Raw genomic sequence first — 16,832 nt, forward strand, 5'->3', positions numbered from 1 at the left:
GTCTACGCCCCGGTCGAGCTGATCCGGACGGCTCCGGCCCAGTCGTGCACCCACGCGGGCAGTTCCCGGTCGTCGGGAGCGCCGCCGAGGGCGTCCAGCAGCTCGGCCGCCGGCACCGTCCCACCGCTCGTCCGCAGGAAGCGTGCCTGCACCACGGCCCGGGCCACCACGGCGCCGCGGCGCAGGAACGTCTGCTCCATGTACGCAGCGCGTTCGTCGACGCCGAGCACCCGGGTGACGAGCTCGAACCGCTGCCCGAGCGTCAGCGACCGCTTGTACGTGATGGTCTGCGCTCCGACGACGGGGTACCAGCCGCGATCCGTCAGCGACTGCCAGAATCCGGACCGCAGCATCAGGTCCATCCGCCCCAGGTCGAGCATCGACAGGTACTTGCCGTTGTTGACGTGCCGCAGGGGGTCCAGGTCGGTCAGCGTCACGCGGAACGGCGTCCGGGCCTCACCCCACAGCGACAGCGGGCGCGCTCGCCGGGTGCGCAGGCGCAGGAGCAGCAGACGGAAGAACAGGTTCACGCTCCCGATCAGACCAGAGCGACGGCAGTCGGCTCCAGAGCCTTGGAGGATCCGCACCAAACCACGCCGAACCTGACGGGTACGGCCGGTGCCTCCCTCCAACCGCTCACCCCGGAGTAGACCGGAGTCATGCAGACACGCAAGCTCAGTGACCTGGACGTCGGTGCCCTCGGACTCGGGACGATGGGGATGAGCGCCTTCTACACGGGCGCGGGGACGGACGACGACGAGTCGGTGCGCACCATCCACCGTGCGATCGACCTGGGCGTCACGCTCTTCGACACCGCCGAGGCGTACGGCCCCTACACGAACGAGGAACTCCTGCGGCGGGCACTTGCCGACCGCCGCGACGACGTCGTGATCGCGACGAAGTTCGGCCTGATCACCCACCAGCCCGGTGAGGCCGAGCCGGCCTCGCAGCGCGGCATCAGCTCCGCCCCCGAGTCCGTGCGCGAGGCCCTCGAAGGCTCGCTCCGCCGCCTCGGCACGGACCACATCGACCTGTACTACCAGCACCGCGTCGACCCGAACGTGCCGATCGAGGACGTCATCGGCCAGCTCGCCGGCTTCGTGCAAGAGGGCAAGATCCGCCACATCGGCCTGTCCGAGGCCGGCCCCGCGACGATCCGCAAGGCGCACGCCGTCCACCCGATCACCGCGCTGCAGAGCGAGTACTCGCTCTGGACCCGCGACCCCGAGGGCGACGTGCTCGACACCCTGCGCGAACTCGGCATCGGCCTGGTGCCGTACTCGCCGCTGGGCCGCGGGTTCCTGACCGGGGCGATCACCAAGCCCTCGGACCTGGACTCCGGCGACTTCCGCCTGGACAACCCCCGGTTCCAGCAGGAGGCCTTCGCGACCAACATGCGCATCGTCGACGAGGTCAAGCAGGTCGCCGACGAGGTGGGCGGCACCCCGGCCCAGGTCGCGCTCGCGTGGCTGCTGGCGCAGGGTGACGACGTCGTCCCGATCCCCGGCACCAAGCGCGTCAGCCGCCTCGAGGAGAACGTCGGCGCGACCGAGCTGACCCTCACCGCCGACCAGGTCGCGCGCCTGTCGGCGCTGCCCGCCCCGACCGGTGACCGCTACCCCGACATGTCCACCATCGGCCGGTAGACGCAACCGACCACACGGACGGGAGGCCCGGTGCCAGCTGGCACCGGGCCTCCCGTCCGTCATCCGGTGTGACTAGACCTCGGTCGCGAAGCCCGCCGCGCGCACCTGCAGGTCCTCGATGCGCCGCAGGCGTGCGGCGTGCACGTCGTAGCCCTCGTAGGCGGGCGGCGGCAGCTTCCGCACGTTGTGCGAGCACTGGAAGTCCTGGCAGACCAGGGTGCCGATCGTGTTGCCGTTCCGGCCGGCCGGTCCCGAGCGCTTGGCGCTGTAGAACACGACGTCGTTCGGCAGCTTGACGTCCTGGCACCACGAGCACTGCGCGCGCGATCGCGGCGAGGCCTCGGCCTGGCGGAACAGGATCCCGATCAGGTCGCCCTCGAGGGTGGGAACCACGGCGTAGGCACGTCGTCCGATCTTCGGGTCGCGCCAGCCGAGGAAGTCCAGGTCGTCCCAGACGACGGTCTCCAGGTCGGTCGGCATCGTGATGTCGCTCGTCTCCTTGCGCGATGCGTTGACGAAGGACGCGCGGATGGTCTTTTCGCTGAGGGGCAGCATGGTGTGAGCCGTTCTGTGGTGTCGTCCGGGGCGCACACGGGCGCCGCGCCGGACGGGCGTTCGGAAGAGGGGTCGACGAGTCCGGCCGTGTCGGGCGACACAGCCAGGGGCGTCAGGCCCTGATGCCGGCGTGGACGCCGACGACCTCCTCGGAACGGTGCTTCACGGCTCCAGCCTAGGACGGCTTGTCAAGAGCACGACCGAGCCGTCGTACGCCGGCTGGACCCGCAGCGGGCCGTGCCGGTCGTCCCAGGCGCCGGTCTCGAGTGCGCTGCGCAGTGCGGCGACCGAGCGTCGTGCGGTGAGCTCGTCGACCAGGCCCCAGGCGGGGTCGGCGGCCCTGGTCCCCGCGTCGAGCAGGCGTTCCGGGCGGCCGTAGTACGCCTCGGCGAACCCGGCGACGCTCGTGTAGGGCACCGGCAGCCGTTCGGTCGTGACGTCGTCGCCGAGTGCGGCACACTGCCCGTCGACCGCGGGCTGGCGTGCGGCGTCGGCAGCGGTCACCTCGGGTGCGTACTCGGCCAGCCAGTGTGCGGCGATGCGGTCGGGATCCCGCGTCAGGACGACCACCGGTCCGCGCGTCACCCGGCGGACCTCGGCCAGTCCTGATCCTGCGTCGGGCCAGTCCGGCAGCGCGAACGCGACGAGCGCGGCGTCGACCGAGTCGTCGGCGAACTCGTCCAGTTGGCTCGGGCCGTCGATGACCGTCGCGTCGGGTCCGGTCGGCGCGTACCCGGGGTCACCCACGACCAGCAGGGTGCTGACCTGGCCGATCGCCCTGGAGACCGCACGGACGAACGCGGGCTCGGGGCGGCGGAGGGTGACGTCAGCAGGAGTGCTCACGCGCTCAGCCTACGGTGGCGTGCTCGCGCGGACCGCTACTGTCGGGGGCATGATCAGCGGGGGATTCAGCATCGTCGTCGTCTTCTACGCACTCTTCGTGCTCGCGCTCGCCGTGTTGGCGGTGGCGCTCATCGTCCTGGCGTTCGCCGCGATCCGGGTCCTGCGGCTGTCGGCGCGGGAACGGGTCCTGCGCATCGCGCAGCTCGAGCGGCAGGCGTTCCTGCAGGACTTCGACGACACGCACGACGGCGGCACGCACGACGGCGACACCGACCACGGCGACGGCAACACGCCGGTCTGATCCCGCGCGCGGTCGGTTCAGGCGTCGGCAGCGACCTGCTCGGCACGCTCGGTCGCGGCCCAGCTGCCCAGCAGCGCGATCGACCGTTCGGAGTCCGAACCCGGCTCGGCGCTGTACGTGAACATCGTCAGGCCGGGGTCGGCAACCAGGTCGAGCGCCTCGTAGTCGAGCTCGAGCACCCCGACCACCGGGTGGTCGATGCGCTTCTTGCCCGTGCGGTGCAGGCGGACGTCGTGCTCGGCCCACCAGGTGCGGAACTCTTCGCTGCGGGTGGAGAGCTCGCCGACGAGCGTCACGAGCCCGGGTTCGCACGGGTTCGTGACCGCCGCTGCTCGCAGGATCGCCACCGAGTCCTGCGCCGTCCGGGCCCAGTCGACGAAGAACGTGCGCGCCGCCGGGTCGAGGAACGTGAAGCGCGCGGAGTTCACCGGACGACCAGGACCGGCGAACATCGGCGCGTAGAGCGCACGGCCGAGCTCGTTCGCCGCCAGGACGTCACCGCGCTCGTTCCGCACCCACGCCGGCGCGCCCGTGATCGCGTCGAGCAGGCGTTGCACGCCGGGTCGGATCCGGGTCGGCATGGTCTTGTGCATCATCTTCACGCCCGAGTTGGCCAGCCGCGCCAGGTCCCACAGGTGGGTGCGCTCGTCCTCGTCGAGCTGGAGCGCTCCGGCCAGGCCCTCGAGCACGCTGTCCGAGACGCCCTTCAGCGAGCCGCGTTCGAGCCGCGTGTAGTAGTCGACGCTGACGCCGGCGAGCATCGCGACCTCGTGTCGTCGCAGGCCCGGCACGCGCCGGACCCCGCCGCCGAAGGACGGCATGCCGGCCTGGTCGGGGGTGATCCGCGCTCGCCTGGATGACAGGAAGTCGCGGATCTCGTTGCGTACGTCGATGCCCATGCCGACCAGCGTACGTGCGTCGCCCTGGCCGCCGACAGGCACCAGCGTGACCCGTCTGCCGGACGGGAGGCCCGTGGCGGCGCCGCCACCGGCCTCCCGTCCGGTGCGTCAGCTGGTGACGCGTTCGGCTGCGGTCGCGATCGCGACGCGGGCCACGCGGTGACCGTCCATGCGGGTGACCTCGAGGCGGTGGTCGCCGACCTCGACGACGTCCCCGACCTGCGGGACCCGGTCCAGGTGGACCTGCACCAGGCCGCCGACCGTCTCGTAGTCGCCGTCGGGCAGGGCGGGACCGCCGTCGGCGACCAGGTCCTCGAGCACCGTCGCCCCGTCGACGTCGCCCGTCTCGCGGACGGGGGCGTCGTACTCGTCGCGGATCGGACCGACCAGGTCCTCGAGCAGGGCCTCGAGCGTGACCATGCCCGCGCTGCCGCCGTACTCGTCGACGACCAGGGCGATCTGGGCGCCGGTGGTGCGCATCTCGGCGATGGTGCTCGACAGCGACTTGGTCTCGGGGAAGGCGACGATCGGCCGGGTGATCGTGCTGATCGCGGCGGCCGGGTCGGCCGGGCGCAGGAGGTCGCGCAGGTGCACGAAGCCGGTGACGTCGTCGCGGGAGCCGTCGGTGACGACGTAGCGGGTGTGGCCGAGGTCGAGCGCGACGTCGGTGGCGGCGTCGATGCGCTGCCCACCGTCGAGGGTCGCGACGTCGTACCAGGGGCGCATCGACTCGCGGAGGATCCGGCCCTGGGCGTCGAGGGCGCTGCGGGCGATGCGGCGCCCCTGCTCGTCGATCGCGTCGTGGTCCGACACCAACCCACGGAGCTCTTCGGTGCTCATCGACTCGCTGCGGGCGTCCGGGTCGCCACCGAGCAGCCGCACCACGGCGTCCGTGCTCTTCGACAGCACCCAGATCGCCGGGCGCATCAGGATCGCGAACCGGTCGAGCGTGGGGGCGACCGCCATCGAGAACCCCTCTGCGCGCTGCAGGGCCAGGCGTTTGGGCACCAGCTCGCCGAACACGAGTGACAGGTAGGCGATGACGAGGGTCATGGCGACCAGGGCGACCGTCTCGGCGGCACCCTGCTCGAGCCCGAGCCCGGTGAACAGCGGTGCGATGTCCGGGGCGATCGAGGACGCGCCGTAGGCCGCCGAGAAGAACCCGGCGACGGTCACGCCGATCTGGACGGCGGACAGGAAGCGGTTCGGGTCACGGCCGAGGGCGGCGACCCGGGCTCCGCGGCTGCCGCGGTGCTCGAGCTGCTGCAGCTGCGACTCCCGCAGGGACACCAGGGCGATCTCGGCAGCGGCGAACACCCCGCCGACCAGCACGAAGACGACGACGAGTCCGAAGGCGATCCAGGTGTCCACACTGTGATCCTGCACAGGTTTCCTGGTGAACCGGCCGGTGATCGCTGGGGAACCGGCCGGTGTTCGTTGGTGAACCGGCGGTCACGGCCGGGTCTGGGCCCCGGTCGCAGCTGCCCGGTCCTGGCTAGAGCGCCCGCCCCGTGTGGGACTCGATCCACGCCCGCGGGTCGACCGGCAGCGTGCCGTCCATCAGGACCTCGAGGTGCAGGTGCGCTCCGGTGGACACCCCGGACGAGCCGACGCTGCCGATGAACTCACCGGCTTCGACCTGCTGTCCGACCGTGACGGGCGAGGACCCGGGGATCATGTGCCCGTACAGCGTCGAGACCTTGCGGCCGTCGATCACGTGGTCGATGATCACCGCGCTGCCGTACGAGAAGTACGTGCCCGAGACCCGGACGGTGCCGGCTGCGACGGCCCCGATCGGCGCGCCCATGCCGGGGTTGAAGTCGAGGCCCTGGTGCTGGGACGAGCACGCGGCGCACGGTGCCGAGCGGTAGCCGAAGCCCGAACTCATGCGCACCGGGGCGGGGAACGGGGAGCGGACCTGGCCGCCGTAGACCACCGCGGCGGCCGGGTCGGTGGTGACGACCTGGTTGCCGCCGCCGATCGTGAAGCCGTCCCGCGAGGTGGTCGCGGTGGCCACGGCCTGGGTGACGGCGAAGTCCTGCGTGCGGACGATCGGCGCGAGCGTCGACGTGGCGCTCGACGTGCCGACGCTGGCGTGGGCGGGCATGGCGGACGCGGCGAACATCGCGACGGCGGCCGCGGCGCTGGTCAGCGTGAGGCGACTGGTGCGGCGGCGGGCCGTGGTGGTCGTGGCGGTCGTGGTGGCGACCACCTTGCGGCGCGGGGTCCGGGTGAATCGGGTCGTCGGAGCGGTGCGCGCGGGCGTGGGCTTCGCCGTCTTCGTCGTCCTCGCCGTCTTCGTCGCCGTCGCCGTCGTCTTGGTCGCCGTCGTCTTCGTCGTCGTGGTGGCGACGCGCTTCGTCCGCTTGGCTGCTGCGCGCTCGGCCTCCAGGGCAGCACGACGCGACAGGTGCACGGTCGGAGGGGCGTGCTGCTGGTCTGCGTCGCTGGGAATCGTCATGGCCGCAGACCATTCTGCACGAAGCTGTCCGGTTGTACAGCCCCCGGTCCGGGTCAGGCGTCGTCCGGATCGGCTTCCGGCGGGGTCGCGCGCCAGCCGTCAGCCGCGTGGAACCGGCGTTCCAGCGCCGACGACACCCATCCCGCGGGGATCAGCAGGAACAGCCAGAACGGACCGGCCGACGGCACGATGACGGCCCCGACGAGTGCGACGACGAGCGCGATGAACGTCACGGTGCCGTCGACCGGGTGCAGCATCGGCCGGCCGTCCGAGCGCACCAGGTCCGGGTCGCGCCAGATGGTCCACTGCATGGCCGTCATGCTCAGGCTCGCCATCGCGATCGTGCCGATGTACAGCGCGTTCACGCCACGGTCGTGCGCGGTCTGCGCGATCAGGTTGGACGAGAACGGCAGGAACGCGATGCTGGCCAGCCACACGAAGTTCAGCTGCAGCACCCGCGTCGAGTACGTGCGCGTCGCCTCGAACAGACCGTGGTGCGACATCCACAGCCGCGAGATCACGATGAAGCTGACGAAGAACGCGATGAGCCGGCCGACGTTCTCGTTGAGCAGGTCCCCCAGCGACATCCGGTCGATGTCCACCGCGACGTCCACCAGCGGCAGGAGCAGCAGGGTGATCGCGATCGCGACCGTGGCGTCCGAGAAGTTCACCAGCCGGTCGAGTCCCCGGTCCGTCCGCAACGTCCTCGCCATGTCGTCAGCCTAGAGCGAGCCGGCCCGGCCCGGTCAGCCGTCGATCAGTAGTGTCGTGGGCAAGCGAGCGGAAGGACCCCCCATGGCCCGAACGCCCCGGGAACGCCACGAACCCATCGACCTGCAGCACGCCGAGGTCGTCCTGGCGGGCACGCAGGAGCTCCTGCCGGTGCTCCGTGTGGCCGCGGTCCGTGCCGGCATCGACGCCGCACACATGCGCGTGATCGGTGTCGACGACCTGTCCGACCCGTCCGAGACCGGCAACGCCGAGCTCGCCGTCATCGCGATCCGGCGACCGGGCGACGATCCGGCGTTCCACCGTGCGCACGAGGCGGCCGACCTGATCGACCCGCTGCTCGCACCCCACGCCGTCCGCATCGTCATCACGGTCTCGGGCGCGACCCGACTGGTCCCGAAGCTCGAGCGGACCCTGACGTCCGAGGTCCTGCACCAGATCGGCGCCGCGTCCGCACCGTCCGGGTTCCGGCGTCCGTTCCGGACCCTGCGGTTGCGTCTGGGGCTCGCCGCGCTGCAGGCCGCCGGCGTGCGGGTGTTCCGGATCACCATCGGGCACTGACTCGGCCGGTCAGACGGTCCGACCGCTCCGGTGGCCGGGTCAGCGCGCTCCGGTTGCCGGGTCAGCCGGTCGGTCCTCCGCGCAGTTCCAGGGCGATCTGCTCCGCGTCGAGGTTGCCGAGCACGGACTCCAGCACCTCGGCGTCGAACGAGCCGTCGTCGCGGGCGTCGAGCAGCGCCGACCGCTGCGCGTCGAGCACCTGCAGTCGACGGACCTTCTCGCGACCGAACCAGGCCCGCAGCTCGGCCGGGTCGGTCGCCTCGAGTTCCTCGCGGGTGCGGGGCGTCGTGGTCGCGGCATCGGCGCTCGCCGCGGTCACCTGCTCGGCGGCCGCTCGCATCACCCCCATCAGCCGGCGTCGCTCCTCGGTGTCCTGCGCCGCCTGGTCGCTGGTCGGTGGGCTGACGCGACGCAGCAGCGGGCCGATCGTGCCGCCCTGCAGCAGGAGTGACAGGCCGGCGACGGCGAACGCGACGAAGACGAGCAGGGACTTCTGTGGCGTGCTGTCGGGCAGCGTCTGTGCGGCGGCGACCGTGACGGCGCCGCGCATCCCCGCCCAGACAACGGCCGTGCCCTCGCGCCACCCCAGTGGGGCCGCGGCGAAGTACCGGATGTCCGCCAGGGTCTGCCGGACGCGGGTGCCGAAACGTTCCAGGTCGCGCTCGCTCGGCGCACGCCGGCCGAACCGGTGCTCCTGCAGCGCGGCGCTCGCGGCGTCGGGGTCCGCGGCCCGGTACTCCTCGAGCCGGTCCTGCAGACCGGCCTGGCGCCGGGCGCGCCGCGACAGTCCGAACAGCAGCGGCACGACGTAGGCGGCGCGCACGAGGACGGTCAGGACGAGCGCACCGGCGGCGATCAGCAACGCGGGGACGATGCCGGCGTGGTCGTGCTGGACGTCGGCGACGATCGATGCGAGCTCCAGTCCCATCACCAGGAAGACCGCGCCCTCGAGCACGAACGCCACGGTCCCCCAGTTCTGCGCGTCCGACAGCCGGTGGGTCGGCGGCAGGACACGTGGTGCGCGGATGCCGGTGACCAGACCAGCGACGACGGCTGCGACCAGGCCCGACGCGTGCAGGGACTCGGCGGGGATCGACGCCGCGAAGGGCACCGCGAACGACAGCGCCGTGTTGACCGTGGCGTTCGAGACGGCAGCACGGACGCGCAGGTTCAGCCACCCGACGACCAGACCGATCGCCACCGCCACGGCCACGGCGTACGCGAAGTTGCCGACCGCACCCCAGAACGAGAAGGACGCGGCCCCGGCGGCGATGGCCGTGCGCAGCAGCACCAGTGCGGTCGCGTCGTTGAGCAGGGACTCGCCGTCCAGGATCGCGATCACCCGTCGGGACACCGAGGTCTGCTTGACGATCGAGGTCGCCACGGCGTCGGTGGGGCTGACGATCGCGCCGAGGGCGATGCCCCACGCCAGACCGAGGTCCGGGACCGCCCACGCGAAGAACAGGCCGAGCACGACCGAGCTCGCCACGACCAGCACGACCGACAGACCGCTGATCGCCCCGAACTCCCGCCGGAAGTTCATGGTCGGCATCGACACCGCCGACGCGTACAGCAGCGGCGGGAGCACCCCTGCCAGGATCCACTCCGGGTCGATCTCGACGTCGGGGATCCACGGCACCAGGCTGGCGACGATGCCCACGACGACGAGCACGAGCGGCGCGGCGACGCCGATCCGCGGTCCGAGCACGGCGGCGCCCGCGATCACGAGCAGGCCGACCAGCCCGACGAGCAGGAGTTCTGTCACACCCCCAGCGTGGCACCGATGGGCGTGTCGATGAGGGCGACGCTCCCCGCGACGACCGCGACCGCTGCGACGGCCAGCGCGCCGCGGACGGCGACGGACCCGATCCGCCGCATCCGTGGGGTCCCGACCAGCCACGGCCCGCTGCCGTCGGGGTCGTACGAGAACGGGCCGGAGCCGTCCGGGGCGTACCGGAACGGCCCGGTGCCGTCGGCGGCCCAGGCGGAACGGAGGTCCTCGGCGGTCCACCCGAAGTCCTCGGGGCGACGTCGTGTTGCAGTCATGGTGTGCTCCTCGCGACCCGTCCATCACACGACGGCGGCCCATGCGCCGCCGATGCATCCGCTGGGCGATGGCTGGGAGCTGGCTCCCACAAGGTGTCTTGATGTCGAGACATCGCCCGGGACGAGTAGCGTGGAGCCACCGTCGCGCGAACAAGGGAGTACCCGCCAGCATGGCCAAGATCATCTACACGCTCACGGACGAGGCACCGTTCCTCGCCACCCACTCCTTCCTGCCCGTCATCCAGGCGTTCGCCAGCACTGCCGGCGTCGACGTCGAGACGCGGGACATCTCGCTGTCCGGCCGGATCATCGCGCTGTTCCCCGAGCGGCTCACCGACGAGCAGCGCCTCGACGACGCACTGGCCGAACTGGGTGACCTCGCCAAGACGCCCGAGGCGAACATCATCAAGCTGCCGAACATCTCGGCGTCGATCCCCCAGCTCAAGACCGCGATCGCCGAGCTGCAGTCGCAGGGCTACGACCTGCCCGACTACCCGGACGAGCCGACGACCGACGACGAGCGCGAGGCCCGCGCCCGCTACGACAAGGTCAAGGGCAGCGCGGTCAACCCCGTCCTGCGCGAGGGCAACTCCGACCGTCGTGCGCCGCTGTCGGTCAAGAACTACGCGCGCAAGCACCCGCACCGCATGGGCAAGTGGAGCCCGGACTCGCGTACCAACGTCGTGACGATGGGCGCCGACGACTTCCGCTCGAACGAGAAGACGTGGGTCGCTCCCGCTGACGACACCCTGACGATCGAGTTCGTCGGCACCGACGGCAGCACCCAGATCCTGAAGCAGTCGATCCCCGTGCTCGCCGGCGAGGTCATCGACGGCACCGTCCTGCACGTCGGACCGCTCGAGCAGTTCCTCCGCGCACAGATCCAGCGTGCGCAGGACGAGGGCCTGCTGTTCTCGGTCCACCTCAAGGCCACGATGATGAAGGTCTCCGACCCGATCATCTTCGGCCACGTCATCCGCGCGTTCTTCCCCGACGTGTTCGACGAGTACGGCGCCGACCTGGCCGCGGCCGGGCTCACGCCGAACGACGGCCTGAACTCGATCCTGGTCGGGCTCGACGCGCTGCCCAACGGCGCCGAGATCAAGCAGGCCTTCACCGACGGCATCGCCGCCGGACCGGAGCTCGCGATGGTCGACTCCGACAAGGGCATCACGAACCTGCACGTCCCGAGCGACGTCATCGTCGACGCGTCGATGCCGGCGATGATCCGCACGTCGGGCCACATGTGGGGCCCCGACGGCGACGAGCACGACACCGTCGCGGTGATCCCGGACTCCAGCTACGCCGGCATCTACCAGGCCGTCATCGAGGACTGCCGCGCCAACGGTGCCTTCGACCCGTCGACCATGGGCTCGGTGCCGAACGTCGGCCTGATGGCGCAGAAGGCCGAGGAGTACGGCTCGCACGACAAGACCTTCGAGGTGCCGGGCGACGGCACCGTGCGCGTCACGAACGCCGCCGGTGAGACCGTCATCCAGCACGACGTCGCCCAGGGCGACATCTGGCGCGCATGCCAGACCAAGGACGTCGCCATCCGCGACTGGGTCAAGCTCGCCGTCACGCGGGCACGCGCCAGCGCGACCCCGGCCGTGTTCTGGCTCGACGAAGGCCGCGCGCACGACGCCGCGCTCATCGAGCTCGTGCACCGCTACCTCGGCGAGCACGACACCGACGGCCTCGACATCCGGGTGCTCTCCCCCGTCGACGCGATGCGCCAGTCGCTCGAGCGCATCCGCCGCGGTGAGGACACCATCTCCGTCACGGGCAACGTCCTGCGCGACTACCTGACCGACCTGTTCCCGATCATGGAACTCGGCACCTCGGCCAAGATGCTGTCGGTCGTGCCGCTGCTCGGCGGTGGTGGTCTGTTCGAGACCGGTGCCGGCGGGTCCGCTCCCAAGCACGTGCAGCAGCTCGTGCAGCAGAACTACCTGCGCTGGGACAGCCTGGGCGAGTTCCTGGCGCTCGCGGTGTCGCTCGAGCACCTGGCCGGTGTGACGGGGAACGCGCGCGCGCGGATCCTGGGCGAGACCCTCGACCGCGCCACCGGCACCTTCCTGGAGAACGACAAGTCCCCCGGCCGCAAGATCGGCATGATCGACAACCGCGGCAGCCACTTCTTCCTGGCCAAGTACTGGGCTGAAGAACTGGCGGCACAGACCGAGGACACGGAGCTGTCGGCCGCCTTCTCGCACATCGCGGGCGAGCTCTGCGCGAAGGAGCAGACGATCGTCGACGAGCTGGTCGCCGTGCAGGGCCACCCGGCCGACATCGGCGGTTACTACCGCCCAGACGACGCCAAGACGAGCGCGATCATGCGTCCGTCCGCCACGTTGAACGCGGTGCTGGCCGCGCTGTAGACCCACCACACCCACGGACGGGAGGCCCGGTGCCAGCTGGCACCGGGCCTCCCGTCCGTCCGCGGTGTCGCCTTGAACCGCAGCTCGCCCCCCAACGTGCCTCCGTGCCGCCCGCGGACCCGTCCCCGTTCGACCGGTCACGACTCCCCGCTCACGTGCGCTCACTGGTCGGAACCCGTCGGTGCCGAGGCGCGACAACGACGGTCTCCGACCACCCGGCAGACGTGAGCGGGGTGTTGCGACCGGTCAGCGGGGCGGGGCCGGGCTCGGTCGTGACCACTCGGCAGACGTGAGCGGGGTGTTGCGACCGGTCGGAGGGGCGGGACCGGGCTCGGTCGTGACCACTCGGCAGAGGTGAGCGGGGTGTTGCGACCGGTCAGCGGGAGGGGACCGGCGGACCGATCGTCAGCAGGACGGCGAACACCAGGGCGACCAGGACCACGCCGATCAGCGCTGCGACGAACGGGTGCGCGACCACGACGAACAGCAGGCGATCGAGCGGTCGCGAGCGATGCCCGTCCGACGCCGACGCCGACGCCGACGCCGACGCCGACGCCGACCGGCGCCAGGGCCCGTCGAGCATGCCGCGGCGGGCGACGCCGACCTCGAACGGCAGCGTCGTGTACGGCACGATCGCGCTCACCCACCCCAGCGCCGTCGCGCCGAACGACCACCGCTGGTTCACCGCCACCACCGTCGCGACGACCAGGTAGGCCAGGAACACGAACCCGTGCACGCTCCCGCCGATGCGCACGGGCAGATCACCCAGACCGAAGCCGTACTTCATGAGCATGCCGACCAGCAGCATCGTCCAGGTCACGAGTTCGGCCACGGCGAGGGCGCGGAACAGGGATCGAGGCGTCATGCCCTCCATGGTCCCGGAGGGCGGATGGGAATCCTCGGCGCCGGTGACACGCCGCAGGTCGTATCGATTCGACCGCACCCTCGGGTAGCGTCGGAGCCATGTCGATGACGACCAACACGACGACGGATCCGACCCGCACGCTCCGCGTCGGGGTGGTGGGGCTCGGGTTCGCCGGGACCACGCACCTCGATGCCTACACGGCCCTGCCCGGAGTCGAGGTGGTGGCACTGGCGGGGCAGGAGACGGCACGGCTGGCCGAGCTCGCCGAGACACGGCACGTGCCGGACACGTACCCGGACTGGCAGGACCTGGTCGCGCGCGACGACCTGGACGTCGTGTCGATCGGGGTCCCGAACGCCCTGCACCACCCCATCGCGGTCGCGGCGCTCGAGTCCGGCAAGCACGTGTTCTGCGAGAAGCCCCTCGCGACGACCGGGGACCAGGCGCAGGAGATGGTCGACGCCGCCGTCCGCAACGACCGCGTGCTCGAGGTCGCCTACAACCACCGCCGCCGTGCCGACGTGCAGTTCCTGGCGAACCACCTGCGGAACGACGGCGGCCCGAACCCGCTCGGCCACGTCTACCACGCCCGTGCGAGCTGGCTGCGTCGCGCCGGGATCCCGGGCATCACCAGCTGGTTCGCCAACAAGGAGACGGCCGGTGGCGGACCGCTCATCGACCTCGGGTCGCACGTGCTCGACATCGCCCTGCACCTGATGGGCGAGCCGCGCGTCGTGACCGCGAGCGCCGTCACCTACAACGAGCTCGGCAGCGCCGGCCGCGGTGGCAGCAACCGCGGCCCGGTGTCGGCTCCGACCGGCCGTCCGTTCGACGTCGAGGACTTCGCGAACGCGCTGCTGCGCTTCGAGGACGGGTCGAGTCTGCAGCTGCAGGCGTCGTGGGCGAGCTACTCGAAGGACGCCGAGGACATCGAGGTCGAGCTGCTCGGGTCGACCGGCGGCGCGCGGTTGTACGTGCGCGACTACGCGACCGAGGGCACCGTGACGCTGTACTCGGACGAGCAGGGCGTCCCGACGGTGACCCGTCCCGCGGTCGAGGTGCCGTCCGGGCACCACCAGCGTGTCATCGAGGAGTTCATCGCGACGATCCGCAGCGGCCTGCACGACGGCCACCACGGGGAGTTCGCACTGCACCGGAGCCGTGTCGTCGACGCGATCTACGCGTCAGCGGCTGCCGGGCACGAAGTGGAGGTGCAGGCATGACCAACATCGTCGTCTGGAACGAGAACGTGCACGAGAGCCGTGGCGACGCCGTCGTCCTGGGGCACTACCCGAACGGCATCCACACCGTGGTCGCCGATGCGCTGCGCCAGCACCACCCCGACGCCGACGTGACGACGGCCACGCTGCAGGACCCGGAGCACGGCCTGACCCAGGAACGCATCGACGCGACGGACGTGCTGTTCTGGTGGGGGCACGTCGCCCACGAGCAGGTCTCGGACGAGGTCGTGCAGCGCGTGGTCGATGCCGTGCACGCGGGCATGGGACTCGTGGTGCTGCACTCGGGGCACTACTCCAAGCCCTTCAAGCGACTGATGGGCACCACGTGCTCACTCAAGTGGCGCAACGACGGGGAGCGGGAGCTGGTCTGGACGACCGCGCCCGAGCACCCGATCGCCCAGGGGGTCCCGCACCCGATCGTCATCGACCGTCAGGAGATGTACGGCGAGTACTTCGACATCCCCCGGCCCGACGAAGAGGTCTTCCTGTCGACGTTCGCCGGCGGCGAGGTCTTCCGGTCGGGCGTCGCCTACCGCCGCGGACGCGGACGGGTGTTCTACTTCTCGCCCGGCGACCAGGAGTACCCGGTGTACCACCACGCGGACATCCAGCGGGTGCTGGCCAACGCCGCTGGCTGGGCGGCGCCGACCACCCCGCGGCAGACGCTCACGGCAGACCCCCACCCTCGGGACTGGTTCCTGACGCCGGGTGCGGGTAGACAGGGCGCGTGACCACCACCACCACGGATCAGAGTCCCACCAGCAGGAGCGCTGCCGTCGAGGCCCTCGGCATCCTCGGCAGCGGTCCCGAGGAACGGTTCGACCGGATCACCCGGATGACGCAGCAGGCGTTCGGTGTCCCGTTGAGCTTCCTCAACCTCGTGCACCACGACGTCGTGACCGCGCAGTCGGCGCAGGGCTGGGAGCAGGGCGGCGACGTCCCGGCCGACCAGGTCTTCTGCTCGGTCACCGTGATGCAGGACGGCCCGGTCGTGGTGCCGGACGCGCGGCTCGACCCGCGCTTCCGGGACATGGCGGCGGTACGCGACCAGGGCATCCGCTTCTACGCCGGAGCACCGCTGGCGATGGCGGACGGCACCCAGGTCGGCACGCTCTGCATCATGGACGCCGAGCCGCGTGAGCTGTCGGCCGCGGACGTCGAGCTGCTGGCGGACCTGGCGCGGTGGGCCGAACGCGAACTCGGGCACGTGCTCGACCGGGATCGCGTGCGCAGGGTCCTGGCCAGCATGACGCCCGAACCGGTGTCGCTCCCCGGCCTCGACCTGCAGGTGGTCTCCTCGGCGCGCGAGACGTCGGGCGACGTCGCCGACTGGCGTTCGGCCGCCGACGGGACCCTTCGGCTGACGGTCGGTTCCGTGTCGGCCGTCGGTCGTGCCGCTGCGCTGCTGGCGTCGACGATCCGGGCGGCCGTCGTGGCGCGCACCGACCTGGAGCTCGGGTCGGACGGTCCGGCGCTCGAGACCCAGATCGGCGACGACCTGACGGCGTCGAACGCGGTCGGGTCGCTGTTCCACGCCCGGGTCGAGCCCGACTCCGGCCGGCTGGTCTACGTGGATGCCGGCCACGGGCTGGCGCTGCACGTGCGCGCCGACGGCACGCGCGACGTCCTGGGGACCACCGACCTGCCGATCGGTCTGCAGCGGGGCACCGGGCGGACGCACGTCGCGCTGACCCTCGAGCCGGGCGACCGGCTCGTGGTCGTCACCCGCGGCACCTTCGCGCTGGACGGACTGCCCGACATCGACGCCGTGGCATCACTCGCGGTCGCCGCGGGCGCCGACCTGCCCGACCGGGTCCGTGCGCTCCTGCCCACCGCTCCGGATGACGACGTCACCGTCGTGGTGCTGACCCGCCGACCGGTCGGGTGAGCGCGACGACCAGCAGGGTACCGAGCAGGCCGAAGCCGCAGAGCTCGATGCCGAGTCCGGCGAGCTGCCAGTAGGCACTGCCGACGTGCTGGGGCTGGGTGATGACGTCCGGCCACCACGCGTCGATGAGCGGGAACGAGCCGGGGAACGGGTCGACGGCGAACCAGGCCAGTCCACCGAGCAGCATGAGCGCGCCGAGGGCGGCCATCGTGGTGCGCCGCCCGCGCAGCATCCGGACGACCAGCGCGGCGGCGACGGCGGCGAGCCCCACGACCGCCACGGCGAAGACGGTGACGAAGACCCCCTGCGGCACGAGCGTGAACCAGTCGAGCACCGCGATCGGCACCAGGAGCCATCGCCCCGTCCGTGCCCAGCGTGCCGGGGCCAGCCATCCGTCCATGCCGGAACGGTAGGGC

18 protein-coding genes are annotated in these 16,832 nt (G+C 71.5%); 7 read left to right on the plus strand and 11 right to left on the minus strand.

Going from position 1 to position 16,832, the window contains the following annotated elements; genetic code table 11:
* Window positions 1–2 precede the first annotated feature (2 nt).
* Complete coding sequence (locus ACLBWP_RS11140; RefSeq protein WP_447655239.1) at window positions 3–530, minus strand: acyl-CoA thioesterase; 528 nt, start codon at window positions 528–530, stop codon at window positions 3–5.
* A 129-nt stretch (window positions 531–659) separates the two neighbouring features.
* On the opposite strand from ACLBWP_RS11140, the gene ACLBWP_RS11145 reads away from it, so the two are divergent.
* The gene (locus tag ACLBWP_RS11145) at window positions 660–1,646 is read left to right on the plus strand and encodes an aldo/keto reductase (RefSeq protein ID WP_447655240.1); all 987 of its coding nucleotides are present in this window, start codon (window positions 660–662) and stop codon (window positions 1,644–1,646) included.
* Window positions 1,647–1,718: 72 nt separating this feature from the next.
* Here the strand turns inward: ACLBWP_RS11145 and ACLBWP_RS11150 are convergent, their stop codons facing one another.
* The gene (locus ACLBWP_RS11150) at window positions 1,719–2,201 is read right to left on the minus strand and encodes an FBP domain-containing protein (RefSeq protein ID WP_243563659.1); all 483 of its coding nucleotides are present in this window, start codon (window positions 2,199–2,201) and stop codon (window positions 1,719–1,721) included.
* A gap of 162 nt (window positions 2,202–2,363) precedes the next feature.
* Window positions 2,364–3,044 carry an SAM-dependent methyltransferase gene (locus tag ACLBWP_RS11155; protein ID WP_447655241.1) on the minus strand — a complete coding sequence of 227 codons (681 nt, stop codon included), beginning with the start codon at window positions 3,042–3,044 and terminating at the stop codon, window positions 2,364–2,366.
* A 49-nt stretch (window positions 3,045–3,093) separates the two neighbouring features.
* On the opposite strand from ACLBWP_RS11155, the gene ACLBWP_RS11160 reads away from it, so the two are divergent.
* The gene (locus tag ACLBWP_RS11160) at window positions 3,094–3,345 is read left to right on the plus strand and encodes a hypothetical protein (protein WP_243563661.1); all 252 of its coding nucleotides are present in this window, start codon (window positions 3,094–3,096) and stop codon (window positions 3,343–3,345) included.
* Between the two features lie 17 nt (window positions 3,346–3,362).
* Here the strand turns inward: ACLBWP_RS11160 and ACLBWP_RS11165 are convergent, their stop codons facing one another.
* The 4 genes from ACLBWP_RS11165 to ACLBWP_RS11180 form a co-directional block, all read right to left on the minus strand.
* Window positions 3,363–4,244 (minus strand): helix-turn-helix transcriptional regulator, encoded by an 882-nt coding sequence (locus ACLBWP_RS11165; RefSeq protein ID WP_243563662.1) that lies wholly within the window; start codon window positions 4,242–4,244, stop codon window positions 3,363–3,365.
* 108 nt (window positions 4,245–4,352) lie between these two features.
* The gene (locus tag ACLBWP_RS11170) at window positions 4,353–5,615 is read right to left on the minus strand and encodes a hemolysin family protein (protein ID WP_447655242.1); all 1,263 of its coding nucleotides are present in this window, start codon (window positions 5,613–5,615) and stop codon (window positions 4,353–4,355) included.
* A gap of 124 nt (window positions 5,616–5,739) precedes the next feature.
* Window positions 5,740–6,705 carry a M23 family metallopeptidase gene (locus tag ACLBWP_RS11175; protein WP_447655243.1) on the minus strand — a complete coding sequence of 322 codons (966 nt, stop codon included), beginning with the start codon at window positions 6,703–6,705 and terminating at the stop codon, window positions 5,740–5,742.
* A gap of 53 nt (window positions 6,706–6,758) precedes the next feature.
* A complete protein-coding gene (locus ACLBWP_RS11180; protein ID WP_447655244.1) occupies window positions 6,759–7,418 on the minus strand; it encodes a TMEM175 family protein in 660 nt (219 codons plus the stop codon).
* Between the two features lie 82 nt (window positions 7,419–7,500).
* On the opposite strand from ACLBWP_RS11180, the gene ACLBWP_RS11185 reads away from it, so the two are divergent.
* On the plus strand, window positions 7,501–7,995 hold the full coding sequence (locus ACLBWP_RS11185) for a hypothetical protein (RefSeq protein ID WP_447655245.1): 495 nt from the start codon (window positions 7,501–7,503) through the stop codon (window positions 7,993–7,995).
* A gap of 61 nt (window positions 7,996–8,056) precedes the next feature.
* Here the strand turns inward: ACLBWP_RS11185 and ACLBWP_RS11190 are convergent, their stop codons facing one another.
* On the minus strand, window positions 8,057–9,760 hold the full coding sequence (locus ACLBWP_RS11190; protein ID WP_447655246.1) for a cation:proton antiporter: 1,704 nt from the start codon (window positions 9,758–9,760) through the stop codon (window positions 8,057–8,059).
* The gene (locus ACLBWP_RS11195; protein WP_447655247.1) at window positions 9,757–10,041 is read right to left on the minus strand and encodes a hypothetical protein; all 285 of its coding nucleotides are present in this window, start codon (window positions 10,039–10,041) and stop codon (window positions 9,757–9,759) included. Before ACLBWP_RS11195 ends, ACLBWP_RS11190 begins: the two co-directional genes overlap by 4 nt.
* Before the next feature lie 170 nt (window positions 10,042–10,211).
* Between ACLBWP_RS11195 and ACLBWP_RS11200 the strand changes: the two genes are divergently transcribed.
* Window positions 10,212–12,422 (plus strand): NADP-dependent isocitrate dehydrogenase, encoded by a 2,211-nt coding sequence (locus ACLBWP_RS11200; protein ID WP_447655248.1) that lies wholly within the window; start codon window positions 10,212–10,214, stop codon window positions 12,420–12,422.
* 376 nt (window positions 12,423–12,798) lie between these two features.
* Here ACLBWP_RS11200 and ACLBWP_RS11205 read toward each other — a convergent pair whose 3' ends face one another.
* On the minus strand, window positions 12,799–13,287 hold the full coding sequence (locus ACLBWP_RS11205; protein WP_447655249.1) for a DUF3817 domain-containing protein: 489 nt from the start codon (window positions 13,285–13,287) through the stop codon (window positions 12,799–12,801).
* A 98-nt stretch (window positions 13,288–13,385) separates the two neighbouring features.
* Here ACLBWP_RS11205 and ACLBWP_RS11210 point away from each other — a divergent pair, with 98 nt between their 5' ends.
* From ACLBWP_RS11210 to ACLBWP_RS11220, 3 genes are read left to right on the plus strand one after another with little or no spacing between them, the layout of a single operon-like run.
* Window positions 13,386–14,510, plus strand: coding sequence for a Gfo/Idh/MocA family protein (locus ACLBWP_RS11210; protein WP_447655250.1), 1,125 nt, complete (start codon window positions 13,386–13,388; stop codon window positions 14,508–14,510).
* The gene (locus ACLBWP_RS11215; protein WP_243563674.1) at window positions 14,507–15,259 is read left to right on the plus strand and encodes a ThuA domain-containing protein; all 753 of its coding nucleotides are present in this window, start codon (window positions 14,507–14,509) and stop codon (window positions 15,257–15,259) included. The genes ACLBWP_RS11210 and ACLBWP_RS11215 overlap by 4 nt, the downstream gene beginning before the upstream one ends.
* Window positions 15,256–16,416, plus strand: a complete 1,161-nt coding sequence (locus tag ACLBWP_RS11220) for a PP2C family protein-serine/threonine phosphatase (protein WP_447655252.1) — start codon at window positions 15,256–15,258, stop codon at window positions 16,414–16,416. Before ACLBWP_RS11215 ends, ACLBWP_RS11220 begins: the two co-directional genes overlap by 4 nt.
* On the opposite strand, the gene ACLBWP_RS11225 is transcribed toward ACLBWP_RS11220, so the two are convergent.
* The gene (locus ACLBWP_RS11225; protein ID WP_447655253.1) at window positions 16,379–16,816 is read right to left on the minus strand and encodes a hypothetical protein; all 438 of its coding nucleotides are present in this window, start codon (window positions 16,814–16,816) and stop codon (window positions 16,379–16,381) included. The genes ACLBWP_RS11220 and ACLBWP_RS11225 overlap by 38 nt on opposite strands.
* Window positions 16,817–16,832: the final 16 nt, after the last annotated feature.

The sequence above is a fragment of the Microbacterium sp. M1A1_1b genome, from assembly GCF_053345565.1.